Source organism: Nocardioides carbamazepini, from assembly GCF_024614185.1.
GTDB lineage: Bacteria > Actinomycetota > Actinomycetes > Propionibacteriales > Nocardioidaceae > Nocardioides > Nocardioides carbamazepini.
The window spans coordinates 979,811-993,008 of record NZ_JAHTLF010000016.1; the positions used below are offsets into that span (position 1 = coordinate 979,811).

Sequence of the window (13,198 nt, forward strand, 5' to 3'; positions counted from 1 at the left end):
GTTCACTTCCTGACGACCTGCTCTCGGGTCCATCATGGAAGGAGCACCGATGTGTCCGTCGCACCCGTTGGAGATCACGTGGAGACCCTGCTGCGCATTCCGATGTCGTACGAGGATTACCGTGCGCTGCCCGATCACACGCGAGCGGAGTGGGTCGACGGGGTCGCCGTCATGAGTCCCACGGGGCCTCGACGGCGCCATCAGCGCGCCGCCCGGCGACTGGCGAACCTCCTCGAGGAGGCACTGCCCGGTTGCTGCGTCGACGAGGCGTTCAGCGTCGCCCTGCCGCGCAATCGCGAGCGGTTGCCCGATGTCGTCGTGTTCGACGTCGAGCCGGTGGACGAGGTCCCGATCAGGCAGACGCCGGTCCTCGTCGCCGAGGTGCTCTCGCCGTCGACGCAGGGCGAGGACCTGCTCCGCAAGGCGCCGGAGTACGCCGAGGCGGGGATCGGCCAGTACTGGGTGGTGGACATCGACGCCCGCATCATCGAGGTCCAGGCGAACGTGGACGGTCGCTGGGAGCTCCTGGCCACGGTCGACGGCGCGAGCCCGACCGCCGACGTCCCGGTCGGCGACCACGGCGTCGTGCACGTCGAACTGCCCGCCATTCTGTGCTGACCGAAGGGTCCCGGCACTCTGCCGATATCCTCACGGCGTGAGCGACATCGAGATCGGCCGCGCCAAGCGGGCCCGGACGGCGTACTCCTTCGACGACATCGCGATCGTGCCGTCGCGGCGCACGCGCGATCCCGAGGAGGTCAGTGTCGACTGGCAGATCGACGCCTACCGCTTCTCACTGCCGATCCTGGCGGCGCCGATGGACTCGGTCATGTCGCCCACGACCGCGATCGAGTTCGGCCGGTACGGCGGCCTCGGCGTGCTCAACCTCGAGGGCCTGTGGACCCGCTACGACGACCCGGAGCCGCTGCTCGACGAGGTCGCCGGCCTGCAGGGCGAGGAAGCGACCCGCCGGCTGCAGGAGATCTACACCGAGCCGATCAAGGCCGAGCTGATCACCGAGCGGCTCCGTGAGATGCGCGAGGCCGGGGTGACTGTCGCGGGATCGCTGTCGCCGCAGCGGACCAAGGAGTTCGCCAAGACCGTCACCGACGCCGGCGTCGACCTGTTCGTCATCCGCGGCACCACCGTGTCGGCCGAGCACGTCTCCAGCCAGGCCGAGCCGCTGAACCTCAAGGAGTTCATCTACGAGCTCGACGTCCCCGTGATCGTCGGCGGCTGCGCCACCCACCAGGCGGCGTTGCACCTGATGCGCACCGGCGCGGCCGGCGTCCTGGTCGGCTTCGGCGGCGGCGCGGCCCACACGACCCGCACGGTGCTCGGCGTCGCGGTCCCGATGGCGAGCGCGGTGGCCGACGTGGCCGCGGCGCGCCGCGACTACCTCGACGAGTCCGGTGGCCGCTACGTGCACGTCATCGCGGACGGCTCGATCGGCACGTCGGGCGACCTGGCCAAGGCGATCGCCTGCGGTGCCGACGCGGTCATGGTCGGCTCGCCCTTCGCCCGCGCCACCGACGCGCCCGGCCGCGGCTTCCACTGGGGCGCCGAGGCGCACCACGCCGACCTGCCGCGCGGCCAGCGGGTGCGCTTCGACCAGGTCGGCACGATCGAGGAGATCCTGTTCGGTCCCTCGCGGGTCGCCGACGGCACGATGAACCTCGTCGGCGCGCTCAAGCGCTCGATGGCGACCACGGGCTACACGGAGCTCAAGGAGTTCCAGCGCGTCGAGGTGGTCGCGCTCTGAGCGTCGCGGGCCGCTGATCGGCGGCGCGCTGATCGTCGGCACTGACCCGGCCCGGTGACGCGGAGGGTCTGACTCCGGCCCGGATCGGCGGTGCCGCCCGCCCCTGGCGGTCGCCGCGTCAGCCGGTCGAGCGGCGCACCACGAGCTCCGGCTCGAGCACGATGTCGCGTGCCTGCGCGGCGGGATCGTCGATGGCGGCGAGCAGCAGGTCGATGGCGGCCCGGCCCATCTCGGCGCGCGGCTGGCGCACCGAGCTGAGCGGGATCGCGGCGGAGGCGGCGAAGTCGATGTCGTCGAAGCCGATGATGGCGACATCCTCGGGGACGCGCACCCCCGCCAGCGTCAACGCCTGGAGCACGCCCAGGGCGACGAGGTCGTTGGCCGCGAAGATGGCGTCGGGTCGGTCGGGACCGGCGAGGAGGTCCTCCGCGCCGCGCCGTCCGGCGTCGGCGTCCATGGTGCCCGTCTCGACGAAGCGCAGCCGGGCGCCGTCGACCGCGTCGACCTCCTCCTGGGCCGCGTGGAGACGGTGCTTGATCTGGGTGAGGCCGCGCGGACCACCGATGAAGGCGATCCTGCGACGACCGGACTCCAACAGGTGTTGCGCCGCGAGGCGGCCGCCGCGCACGTCGTCGACGGCGACGGAGGAGAACTCGCGGCTGCCGGTGCGCCGGTCGACGACCACGACGGCCGTGCCGCGCTCCCGCAGCCGGCGCAGGCGGGGGAGCACCTTGCCGACCGGCGTGATCAGCAGGCCGCTGACCCGTTGCTCCTCGAAGAGGTCGAGATAGGTCGACTCGCGCTCGGCGTCCTGGTCGGAGCTGCCGAGGATGAGGGGGCGGCGGTGCTCGGCCAGCCGCAGCTCCACCCCGCGGGCGATGTCGGTGAAGAACGGGTTGCGTACGTCGAGGACGACCATGCCGATCGCGCGGTTGGTGCCGGCGCGGAGCTGGCGGGCCGCGTCGTTGCGGACGAAGCCGAGCCGCTCGATGACCTGCTGGACGTGCTCGAGGGTGGTGGGGGACACCTTCTCCGGCCGGTTGAGCACATTGGAGACCGTGCCGACCGAGACCCCGGCGGCGGCGGCGACGTCCTTGACGGAGACGCTGCGGCTCGGGTCGCCGCTCTTCGCCGCCTCGCTCGTGGTCACGCTTCCTCCTGTGGTTGTCGGGCTCACCCTAGGCCCAAGACAGCGGCGTACCGCTGCATTTGATTCGTTTCAAAAAACTTGGCCGAGATGCCTTGACGTCTGTGACCACGGTCACCTAGTGTCCACTGCATCCGCTATTGAAACCTTTCAATGCGCGGATGTCGAGAACCGAGGGAGTGCGATGCCGGACCACGAGGAGCGCCGCGAGGAGCGGATGCCGACCCTCCAGCTGCGCGACGTCGCGAAGTCGTTCGGTGCCGTGGCCGCGCTGCGCTCGGGAACGCTCGAGGTGTGGCCCGGCTCGATCCACGCCCTCGTCGGCGAGAACGGCGCGGGCAAGTCCACCCTGGTGAAGATCGTCGCCGGGGTGCATCGCCGCGACGCCGGCGAGTTCCGGCTCCTCGGCGACCCGGTCGACTTCGGCTCGACCGCCGAGTCCAAGGCCGCCGGCGTGGCGGTGATCTACCAGGAGCCCACGCTCTTCCCCGATCTTTCGGTCGCCGAGAACATCTTCATGGGCCGCCACCCCCGCGGCCGCGGCCGCCGCATCGACCGGACCCGGATGTACGCCGAGTCGCACGCGCTCTTCGCCCGGCTCGGCGTCGGCATCGACCCGCGCCGGGTCGCCAACGGCCTCTCCATCGCCGACCAGCAGCTGATCGAGATCGCCAAGGCCATCTCGCTCGACGCGAAGCTGCTCGTGATGGACGAGCCGACCGCGGCGCTCAGCGGCAACGAGGTCGCACGCCTCTTCGCGGTCGCCCGCAGCCTGCGCGACGAGGGCCGGGCCCTGGTGTTCATCTCCCACCGCTTCGACGAGGTCTTCGACCTGTGCGACACCGTCACCGTGATGCGGGACGGTGCCTACGTCTCCACCGCACGCGTCGCGGAGACCACCGAGGCGGAGATCGTCGCCAAGATGGTCGGCCGCGAGGTCGCCGAGCTGTTCCCCAAGACGCCCGCGTCGATCGGCGACGTCGTGCTCGACGTGCAGGGCCTGGGCAGCACGGGCGAGTTCCACGACGTGTCCTTCCAGGTCCGCGCGGGCGAGATCGTCGGCCTCGCGGGGCTCGTCGGCGCCGGCCGCAGCGAGATCGCCCGGGCCGTCTTCGGTGTCGACGGGTACGACGAGGGGAGCGTCACCCTCGACGGCAGGGTCGTGCCGAAGGGCAGCCCCCGCCGGGCGATCCGCGCCGGCATGGCGTTCGTCCCCGAGGACCGCCGGCAGCAGGGTCTGGTGATCGAGAGCTCGGTCGCCCGCAATATCAGCGCGGTGATCCGTGGCGGCCTCGCTCGGACCGGCCTGCTCACGGCGCGCGCGGAGAACCGGGCGGCCGGTCCCTGGGCGGCGCGGCTGCAGGTGAAGACCAGCGCGCTCGACATGCGCGCGGCCACGATGAGCGGCGGCAACCAGCAGAAGGTCGTCATCGCGAAGTGGCTCGCCACCGGGCCACGGCTGCTCATCATCGACGAGCCGACCCGCGGCATCGACGTCGGGACCAAGGCCGAGGTCCACCGTCTGCTTTCCGATCTCGCCGGCCAGGGCCTGGCAATCGTGATGATCTCCTCCGAGCTTCCCGAGGTGCTCGGCATGGCCGACCGGGTGCTCGTGGTCTGCGAGGGCCGGATCACCGCCGACATCGCGCGCGCCGACGCCACGCCCGAGAACGTCATGGCCGCCGCCACCCGGTCCACCTCCGCCACCGCCGCGACCAAGGAGCCGGCATGAGTACGTCCACCCTGGCCCCGTCGCAGGAGAGCCCGGCCACTCGGGCGCTGCACACCGTGCTGCGCTCGCGCGAGCTGGCGATCGTGATCGTGCTCGGCCTGATCATCGTGCTCGCCACCGCGCGGCGCAGCTCGTTCGTGCTGAGCGCGGACGGCTGGCGCGACACCCTGCTCGCGCCGTCGATCCTCCTGCTGCTCGCGGTCGGGCAGATGGTCGTGGTGGTGACCCGCAACGTCGATCTCTCCGTCGGCTCCACGCTCGGCATCACGGCCTATGTCACCGGCAAGATCTTCGTCGCCAATCCCGACATCTCCGTCGTGGTGGTGTTCCTCGCCGGGCTCGCCGTCGGCGCCGTCATCGGCGCGATCAACGGCGTGCTCGTCACCCTCTTCAAGGTGCCGGCGCTGGTGATCACGCTGGGCACGATGTACGTCCTGCGCGGCGCGCTGACCCACGAGGTCGGCAGCGACCGGATGAACGCCCAGGACTACCCGGCGCACTTCGAGCGGCTCGGCACCCAGCAGGTGCTGACGATCCCGGTGCTCACCATCATCGCGCTCGTCGTGGTCGCCGCCGTCGGCTACTACCTCCACACGGCGCGCGGAGGGCGTGAGCTCTACGCGATCGGCTCCGACCCCGACGCCGCCGACCTCTACGGCCTGCCCGCGGGACGCCGGGTGCTCGGCGCCTTCGTGCTCTGCGGCGCGCTGGCCGGCCTGGCGGGGGTCTTCTCCGCGGCCCGCTACGCCACCGCCTTCTCCGGCACCGGCAGCGGCATCGAGCTCCAGGCCGTCGCCGCCGTGGTCATCGGCGGGGTGGCGATCTTCGGCGGCAGCGGCACCGTGTGGGGGGCGGCCATCGGCGCCTTCCTCCTGGTCACCATCAACCGTGCGCTCCCGATCCTGGGCATCAGTGAGTTCTGGCAGGGCGCGGTGGTCGGCGCTCTCATCATCGGATCGATCGTCCTGGACCGGGTGCTCAGCATCCGCCGCACCCACCAGCTCGTGGAAGCGAGGGACCACGCATGAGCACAGCCACGCCCGTCGCGCCCGCCTCGGCGGAGACTCGCACGTACCCGGCGTACTCCCGCAGCGTGCTCGCCCGCCTGCTGCTCAACCGGGAGGCCGCCGTGATCGCGGCCCTGGTCGTGGTGTTCCTCTACGCCCTGGGCAACGTGCAGTACTTCGACGGCCCGCTGACGATCTACAACCTGCTCAAGGAGTACGCGCCGATCCTGTTGATGGCGCTGCCGATGACGCTGATCATCGTCACCGGCGAGATCGACCTGTCGGTGGCCAGCACCCTCGGCGCCAGCGCCGCGGTCACCGGCGTCCTCGTCGTGGACCACGACCTGTCCGTGCCGTCCGCGGCGGTGGTCGCGATCGTCGTCGGCGCGCTGCTCGGGGCCCTCAACGGCTTCTTCGTCGCCTACGTCGGCCTGCCCTCGCTCGCGGTCACGATCGGCAGCCTGGCGCTCTACCGCGGTCTTGCCGAGGGCCTGATCCAGGACAAGCGGATCTCCGGCTTCCCCGGCGCCCTGCGCACCTGGCCGACCGAGCGGATCGGCGACACGCAGTACCCCAACATCATCATCCCGATCATCGTGCTGGCCGTGCTCTTCGGCCTGCTGCTGCACTTCACCAGCTTCGGCCGCAGCGTCTTCGAGATCGGGCTGAGCGACGAGGCCGCGCACTTCTCCGGCGTCAACGTCGCCCGCACCAAGCTGATCCTGTTCACGCTCAGCGGGGCCGTCGCCGCCCTCGCCGGCGTGTACGTCGCCCTCAAGTCCAACTCCGTCGCCACCGACACCGGCACGGGCTTCGAGCTCAAGGTGATCGCCGGTGTCCTCCTCGGCGGGGTGTCCATCTTCGGCGGCCGCGGTGCACTGCACGGCGTGATCGCCGGCGTGCTCCTCATCGCCGTCCTCAACTCGGCGCTGCAGCTCGACGGGCAGGGCTCCGAGGTCATCCAGATCATCATCGGCCTGCTGCTCGTCGGCTCGGTGATCGCCTCCAACTTCCTGCCGCGCATCCGGGCTCTGCTTCCGCGGCGGGCCGTGGCCCCCGAGGTCACGTCGAAGACGCCGGTCAACGGCGACCACACCCGAAAGGTAGCTCAATGAGGATCAACTCCAAGCGGTTCGCTGCCGGCGCTGCACTGGCGCTGGTGGCCACCCTGGGCCTGGCCGCCTGCGGCAGCGACGACGACGGTGGCTCGGACGGAGGCGGGGGCGGCGGTGACAAGACGACCGTCACCTTCTTGCCGAAGAACCTCGGCAACCCCTACTTCGAGACCAGCGACGCCGGTGGCAAGAGGGCCGTCGAGGAGTTCGGCGGCACCTTCGCCGAGGTCGGTCCCGACACCGCCGGCCCGGACGCCCAGGTGTCCTACATCGACACGGCCGCCGCGCAGGGCGTCAACGCGCTGATCGTCTCGGCCAACGACCCGACCGCGCTGTGCGACTCGCTCAACGCCGCCCGTGAGGCCGGCACCAAGGTCGTCACGTTCGACTCCGACACCGACCCCGAGTGCCGCGACCTGTTCATCAACCAGGCCACGGCGGAGGGCATCGCGAAGGTCCAGGTCGACATGATCGCGGAGCAGATCGGCGACGCCGGCGAGATCGCGATCCTCTCGGCCGCGGCGAACGCCACCAACCAGAACGCGTGGATCGACCTCATCAAGGAGGACCTGGCCGCGAACCACCCGAACATCAAGCTCGTCGACACCGTCTACGGCGACGACGACGACCAGACGTCGTTCGACAAGACCGCGGCCCTGCTCGCCGACCACCCGAACCTCAAGGGGATCGTCTCGCCGACCACCGTCGGCATCTCCGCTGCCGCGCGCTACCTGTCGACGTCCGCCTCGAAGGGCAAGGTCGCGCTGACCGGGCTCGGCACGCCGGACCAGATGCGTGACTACGTCAAGGACGGCACCGTCACCGAGTTCGCGCTGTGGAACCCCGAGGAGCTCGGCTACCTCTCGGCGTACGCCGGCAAGGCGCTCGCCGACGGCGACATCACCGGCGCCGAGGGCGACACCTTCGAGGCCGGCGACCTGGGCGAGTTCACGGTCGGCGCGGACAGCACCGTGCTGCTCGGCGACCCGTTCCGCTTCAACGCCGACAACATCGACGAGTTCCACTTCTGAGCCGACCGCTCACCACGTCACTCCGCAGGAACAGGGAGGAGGGAACACCCGTGCCCCGCTACTGCTTCAGCCTCCAGGTCCGTCCTGACCGGATGGAGGAGTACGCCGAGCGCCACCGTGCCGTCTGGCCGGACATGCTCGCCGCACTCGCCGCGACCGGCTGGCGCGACTACTCCCTGTTCCTGCGGAACGACGGGCTGCTGATCGGGTACGTCGAGGCCGACGACCTGACCACCGCCCAGGCCGCCATGGCCGCCACGGACGTCAATGCCCGGTGGCAGGCCGAGATGGCGCCGTACTTCACCCAGCTCGAAGGCGCGCCCGACGAGGGGTTCGTGCTGCTGCGCGAGGTCTTCAATCTCGACGAGCAGCTCGCCCAGCACACCCGCCGACCCGTTCTCACCGAAGGCAACTGATCATGACTAGTCAAGGTGGCTTCGCCGCCATCGCGGCCCAGCTCGAGGGCCAGGCCATCGAGCTGCCCTCCTGGGCGTTCGGCAACTCCGGCACCCGCTTCAAGGTCTTCGGCAGCGCGGGGACCCCGCGCACCGTCGAGGAGAAGATCGCGGACGCGGCGACCGTGCACCGGTTCACGGGCCTGGCGCCGAAGGTCGCGCTGCACATCCCGTGGGACCGGGGCGACGACTATGCCGCGCTCGCGGCCTATGCCGCGGAGCAGGGCGTGGCCCTGGGCACGATCAACTCCAACACCTTCCAGGACGACGACTACAAGCTCGGCTCGCTCGTGCACGTCGACCCGAAGGTCCGCCAGAAGGCGATCGACCATCACCTCGAGTGCATCGACGTGATGGACGTGACCGGCTCGCGCGACCTCAAGATCTGGCTCGCCGACGGCAGCAACTATCCCGGCCAGGCCGACCTGCGTGGCCGGCAGGACCGGCTGGCGGAGTCGCTGGCCGTCATCTACGACCGGCTCGGCGGCGACCAGCGGCTCGTGCTCGAGTACAAGTTCTTCGAGCCGGCCTTCTACCACACCGACGTCCCGGACTGGGGTACGTCGTACGCCCAGGTCAGCGCGCTCGGCGAGCGGGCCGTGGTCTGCCTCGACACCGGCCACCACGCGCCGGGCACCAACATCGAGTTCATCGTGATGCAGCTGCTGCGGCTCGGGAAGCTCGGCTCCTTCGACTTCAACTCGCGCTTCTACGCCGATGACGACCTGATCGTCGGCGCGGCCGATCCCTTCCAGCTGTTCCGGATCCTCTTCGAGGTGATCCGCGGCGGCGGCTACGGCCCGGCCAACCCCGACGGGCACAGCGATGTGGCGTTCATGCTCGACCAGTGCCACAACATCGAGGACAAGATCCCCGGCCAGATCCGGTCGGTGCTCAACGTGCAGGAGATGACCGCCCGCGCCCTGCTCGTCGACCGCGCCGCACTCGAGACGGCGCAGTCCGAGGGCGACGTGCTGGGCGCCAACGCAGTGCTCATGGACGCCTTCTACACCGATGTCCGAGCCGATCTCGCCGCCTGGCGCGAGGAGCGCGGCCTTCCGGGCGACCCGATGCGCGCGTACGCCGAGTCCGGCTACCAGCGCGACATCGAGGCGGCCCGCGTCGGCGGCACCCAGCTGTCCTGGACCTGACCCCACTCACCCGAACGAAGGGCACCATGACCAACCCCGCAGCGGCCGCGCTGATCGCGCGTTCCAACCGCCTCGGCGCCGACCCGAAGAACACCAACTATGCGGGCGGCAACACCTCGGCCAAGGGCACCGAGACCGATCCGGTCACCGGCGAGCCCGTCGAGCTGCTCTGGGTGAAGGGCTCGGGGGGCGACCTCGGCACCCTCACCGAGTCCGGCCTCGCCGTGCTCCGCCTCGACCGGATGCGCGGCCTGGTCGACGTCTACCCGGGCGTCGACCGCGAGGACGAGATGGTCGCCGCGTTCGACTACTGCCTGCACGGCAAGGGCGGTGCGGCGCCGTCGATCGACACCGCCATGCACGGCCTCGTGGACGCCGCCCATGTCGACCACCTGCACCCCGACTCGGGCATCGCGATCGCGACCGCAGCGGACGGCCCGGAGCTGACCACCACGATCTTCGGCGACAAGGTCGTCTGGGTGCCGTGGCGCCGGCCCGGCTTCCAGCTGGGCCTCGACATCGCCGAGATCAAGGCGAAGAACCCCCAGGCGATCGGCTGCATCCTCGGCGGCCACGGCATCACGGCGTGGGGCGACACCAGCGAGGAGGCCGAGGCCAGCTCGCTGTGGATCATCGACACGGCTGCCGCCTACATCGCCGAGCACTCCAGGGCCGAGCCGTTCGGCGCCGCCCTCGACGGGTACGCCGCGCTGCCGGACGCCGAGCGCAGGGCCAAGGCCGCGGCGCTGGCCCCGACCATCCGCGGCATCGCGTCGGCGGACCGTCCCATGGTCGGTCACTTCAGCGACGCCGACGTGGTGCTCGAGTTCCTCGCGCACGCCGAGCACCCGCGTCTGGGTGAGCTGGGCACGTCGTGCCCCGACCACTTCCTGCGCACCAAGGTCAAGCCGCTCGTCCTCGACCTCCCACCGAGCGCGGGTGTCGAGGACAGCATCACCCGTCTGCACGAGCTCGCGGCGGCCTACCGCGAGGACTACCAGGGCTACTACGACCGCCACGCGACGCCGGACTCCCCGGCGATCCGCGGCAAGGACCCGCTCATCGTGCTGGTCCCCGGGGTCGGCATGTTCAGCTTCGGCAAGGACAAGCAGACCGCCCGCGTGGCCGGTGAGTTCTACACCAACGCCATCAACGTCATGCGTGGCGCCGAGGGCCTGTCGACGTACGCGCCGATCGACGAGGCGGAGAAGTTCCGCATCGAGTACTGGGCGCTCGAGGAGGCCAAGCTCCAGCGGATGCCGAAGCCGAAGCCGCTCGCCACCCGGGTCGCGCTCGTCACCGGCTCCGCCTCGGGCATCGGCAAGGCCACCGCGGTCAAGCTCGCGGCCGAGGGCGCCTGTGTCGTCATCGCCGACCTCAGCCTGGAGAAGGCCCAGGCGACCGCGGCCGAGCTGGGCGGCCCTGACGTCGCCGTCGGTGTCCAGGTCGACGTCAGCAGCGAGGCCGCCGTCCAGGCCGCCGTCGACGCCGCCGTCCTGGCCTTCGGCGGCGTCGACCTGGTCGTCAACAACGCCGGCCTGTCGCTGTCGCGGTCGCTGATGGAGACCACCGAGAAGGACTGGGACCTCCAGCACGACGTGATGGCCAAGGGCTCCTTCCTCGTCGCCAAGGCGACCGCGAAGGTGATGATCGAGCAGCAGATGGGTGGCGACATCGTCTACATCTCCAGCAAGAACTCGATCTTCGCCGGCCCCAACAACGTCGCGTACGGCGCCGCCAAGGCCGACCAGGCCCACCAGGTCCGCCTGCTGGCCGCCGAGCTGGGCGAGCACGGGATCAAGGTCAACGGCGTGAACCCGGACGGCGTGGTCCAGGGCTCCGGCATCTTCGCCAGCGGCTGGGGCGCCAACCGTGCGGCCGTCTACGGAGTGGAGGAGAAGGACCTCGGCAAGTTCTACGCCCAGCGCACCATCCTCAAGCGCGAGGTGCTGCCCGAGCACATCGCCAACGCCGTGTTCGTGCTCTGCGGGCCTGAGCTCACCCACACCACAGGCCTGCACATCCCGGTCGATGCCGGGGTCGCGGCCGCCTTCCTCCGATGAGTCCGCGATGAGGCCGGCGCGATGAGCAGGGCGGTCCGGGTCGCCGCTGTCGACCTCGGCGCCACGTCGGGTCGGGTGATGTCCGGCCGGATCACAGGCGAGCGCGTCGAGATCAACGAGATGCACCGCTTCCCCAACGGGGCGGTGCGGGCCCGGGGCGCGCTGTTCTGGGATGTCCTCGGCATCCACCGCGAGACCCTGGCCGGCATTCGTGAGGTCGCCCGCACCGGCCCGCTGCACGGCATCGGGATCGACTCCTGGGCGATCGACTACGGGCTGCTCGACCGCGACGGCCTGCTCCTCGGCCAGGTCTTCAGCCACCGCGACGCGCGGATCGACGGGATCGCCGAGAAGGTGGTCGCCGAGATCGGCGCGTCCGCGCTCTATGCCACGACCGGCATCCAGCAGCTGCCGTTCAACACGCTCTACCAGCTGGTCGCCGCCCGCGGCACCGCCGCGCTGGAGTCCGCCGAGACCATGCTGCTGCTGCCGGACCTGCTCGGCTACTGGCTCACGGGCGTCATCGGCGCGGAGCGCACGAACGCCTCGACCACCCAGCTGTACGACGTCCGCGCGGGCGCGTGGGCGGTCGACCTGTGCCGCGACCTGGGCCTCCCGTGGGGGATCCTGCCGCCCCTGCGCGACCCGGGCTCCCTGCTCGGCCCCCTGCTGGCCGAGGTCGCCCGCGAGGTCGGTGCCGGTGGCGACGTACCCGTGGTGGCGGTGGGCTCGCACGACACCGCCTCCGCCGTGGTCGGCGTGCCCGCGAGCGACGGCGACTTCGCCTACATCTCCTCCGGCACCTGGTCCCTGGTCGGTCTGGAGCTGGACGCCCCGGTGCTCACCGAGGCCGCTCGGTCGGCGGACTTCACCAACGAGCTCGGCATCGACGGCACGGTCCGCTTCCTCAAGAACGTGATGGGCCTGTGGGTGCTCTCGGAGTCGCTGCGCTCGTGGTCCGAGCGGCGCTACAAGGACGTCGAGCTGCGCTCGCTGGTCGCGGCCGCCGCGGACTTCGAGCCGCTGCGCACGGTGGTCGACATCAACGATCCCCGGCTGCTCGCCCCGAGCACGGCGGCGGACCCGATGCCCGAGCGGATCGCCGTGCTGGCCGCGGAGGCCGGCGAGACGATCCCGCGCTCGCCGGTCGCGATCACCCGCTGCATCGTCGACAGCCTCGCCGTCGCCTACCGCCGCCACGTCCGCACCGCCGCCACCCTCGCCGGGACCTCGCCCGCTGTCGTCCACATCGTCGGCGGCGGCTCGCAGAACGAGGTCCTCTGCCAGCTCACCGCCGACGCCTGCGGCCTGCCGGTGCTCGCCGGACCGGTCGAGGCGGCCGCGCTCGGCAACGTCCTCGTCCAGGGGCGCGCCCTCGGCGCCGACCTGCCCGACCTGCCGGCGATGCGAGATCTCATCGCTCGCTCGTACGACGTCCGCAGGTTCGAGCCGCGGGACGGGACCGATTGGGCGGCGGCCGAGCGGCGCGTCGGATGACGGTGGTCGACGAGCGGCGCAGGACCGGCCAGGACGAGGGGTGGGCGCCCACCGGCCTCGACCTCGAGATCCTGAGCCTGCTCGCCCGGGGGCTGACGATCGACGCGATCGCCCGCCGGATCGGCGTGTCGGACCGGACCGTGCGCCGACGGCTGCGCACGGTCGCGGACGAGCTCGGCGTCGACTCCTCGATCGAGGCGGTCGTCCACGCCGTCCGCACCGGCCTCATCTGACCGGG

General features: G+C 71.0%; 12 protein-coding genes. 11 read left to right on the top strand and 1 reads right to left on the bottom strand.

The features are described from left to right. The first annotated feature begins 78 nt into the window (after positions 1-78). Together KVF89_RS17265 and KVF89_RS17270 are read left to right on the top strand one after the other, a co-directional pair. Positions 79-618 (top strand): Uma2 family endonuclease, encoded by a 540-nt coding sequence (locus KVF89_RS17265; protein ID WP_257427320.1) that lies wholly within the window; start codon positions 79-81, stop codon positions 616-618. 37 nt (positions 619-655) lie between these two features. After that, positions 656-1,762, top strand: coding sequence for a GuaB3 family IMP dehydrogenase-related protein (locus KVF89_RS17270; protein WP_257427321.1), 1,107 nt, complete (start codon positions 656-658; stop codon positions 1,760-1,762). Positions 1,763-1,880: 118 nt separating this feature from the next. On the opposite strand, the gene KVF89_RS17275 is transcribed toward KVF89_RS17270, so the two are convergent. Then, positions 1,881-2,912, bottom strand: coding sequence for a LacI family DNA-binding transcriptional regulator (locus tag KVF89_RS17275; RefSeq protein ID WP_257427322.1), 1,032 nt, complete (start codon positions 2,910-2,912; stop codon positions 1,881-1,883). Positions 2,913-3,093: 181 nt separating this feature from the next. On the opposite strand from KVF89_RS17275, the gene KVF89_RS17280 reads away from it, so the two are divergent. Genes KVF89_RS17280 through KVF89_RS17320 form a run of 9 tightly spaced genes read left to right on the top strand, consistent with a single transcriptional unit; the run spans position 3,094 to position 13,193 of the window. Further along, the gene (locus tag KVF89_RS17280; RefSeq protein ID WP_257427323.1) at positions 3,094-4,641 is read left to right on the top strand and encodes a sugar ABC transporter ATP-binding protein; all 1,548 of its coding nucleotides are present in this window, start codon (positions 3,094-3,096) and stop codon (positions 4,639-4,641) included. Further along, the gene (locus tag KVF89_RS17285; RefSeq protein ID WP_257427324.1) at positions 4,638-5,669 is read left to right on the top strand and encodes an ABC transporter permease; all 1,032 of its coding nucleotides are present in this window, start codon (positions 4,638-4,640) and stop codon (positions 5,667-5,669) included. The genes KVF89_RS17280 and KVF89_RS17285 overlap by 4 nt, the downstream gene beginning before the upstream one ends. Next, positions 5,666-6,763, top strand: a complete 1,098-nt coding sequence (locus KVF89_RS17290; RefSeq protein ID WP_257427325.1) for an ABC transporter permease — start codon at positions 5,666-5,668, stop codon at positions 6,761-6,763. Before KVF89_RS17285 ends, KVF89_RS17290 begins: the two co-directional genes overlap by 4 nt. Then, complete coding sequence (gene rhaS / locus KVF89_RS17295; RefSeq protein WP_257427326.1) at positions 6,760-7,794, top strand: rhamnose ABC transporter substrate-binding protein; 1,035 nt, start codon at positions 6,760-6,762, stop codon at positions 7,792-7,794. The genes KVF89_RS17290 and rhaS overlap by 4 nt, the downstream gene beginning before the upstream one ends. 50 nt (positions 7,795-7,844) lie before the next feature. Beyond that, positions 7,845-8,210 carry an L-rhamnose mutarotase gene (locus KVF89_RS17300; RefSeq protein ID WP_257427327.1) on the top strand — a complete coding sequence of 122 codons (366 nt, stop codon included), beginning with the start codon at positions 7,845-7,847 and terminating at the stop codon, positions 8,208-8,210. 2 nt (positions 8,211-8,212) lie between these two features. Then, complete coding sequence (rhaI, locus tag KVF89_RS17305) at positions 8,213-9,400, top strand: L-rhamnose isomerase (protein WP_257427328.1); 1,188 nt, start codon at positions 8,213-8,215, stop codon at positions 9,398-9,400. 26 nt (positions 9,401-9,426) lie between these two features. Further along, the gene (locus KVF89_RS17310) at positions 9,427-11,463 is read left to right on the top strand and encodes a bifunctional aldolase/short-chain dehydrogenase (RefSeq protein WP_257427329.1); all 2,037 of its coding nucleotides are present in this window, start codon (positions 9,427-9,429) and stop codon (positions 11,461-11,463) included. Between the two features lie 21 nt (positions 11,464-11,484). Then, positions 11,485-12,960 (top strand): rhamnulokinase, encoded by a 1,476-nt coding sequence (locus KVF89_RS17315; protein ID WP_257427330.1) that lies wholly within the window; start codon positions 11,485-11,487, stop codon positions 12,958-12,960. Beyond that, positions 12,957-13,193, top strand: a complete 237-nt coding sequence (locus tag KVF89_RS17320; RefSeq protein WP_257427331.1) for a helix-turn-helix domain-containing protein — start codon at positions 12,957-12,959, stop codon at positions 13,191-13,193. Before KVF89_RS17315 ends, KVF89_RS17320 begins: the two co-directional genes overlap by 4 nt. Positions 13,194-13,198 lie beyond the last annotated feature (5 nt).

What these genes read in the sequence shown, in the direction of transcription:
- KVF89_RS17280 (WP_257427323.1), top strand. Translation starts at nt 3,094, where the DNA reads ATGCCGGACCACGAGGAGCGCCGCGAGGAGCGGATGCCGACCCTCCAG.
- KVF89_RS17285 (WP_257427324.1), top strand. Translation starts at nt 4,638, where the DNA reads ATGAGTACGTCCACCCTGGCCCCGTCGCAGGAGAGCCCGGCCACTCGG.
- KVF89_RS17290 (WP_257427325.1), top strand. Translation starts at nt 5,666, where the DNA reads ATGAGCACAGCCACGCCCGTCGCGCCCGCCTCGGCGGAGACTCGCACG.
- rhaS (WP_257427326.1), top strand. Translation starts at nt 6,760, where the DNA reads ATGAGGATCAACTCCAAGCGGTTCGCTGCCGGCGCTGCACTGGCGCTG.
- rhaI (WP_257427328.1), top strand. Translation starts at nt 8,213, where the DNA reads ATGACTAGTCAAGGTGGCTTCGCCGCCATCGCGGCCCAGCTCGAGGGC.
- KVF89_RS17310 (WP_257427329.1), top strand. Translation starts at nt 9,427, where the DNA reads ATGACCAACCCCGCAGCGGCCGCGCTGATCGCGCGTTCCAACCGCCTC.
- KVF89_RS17315 (WP_257427330.1), top strand. Translation starts at nt 11,485, where the DNA reads ATGAGCAGGGCGGTCCGGGTCGCCGCTGTCGACCTCGGCGCCACGTCG.
- KVF89_RS17320 (WP_257427331.1), top strand. Translation starts at nt 12,957, where the DNA reads ATGACGGTGGTCGACGAGCGGCGCAGGACCGGCCAGGACGAGGGGTGG.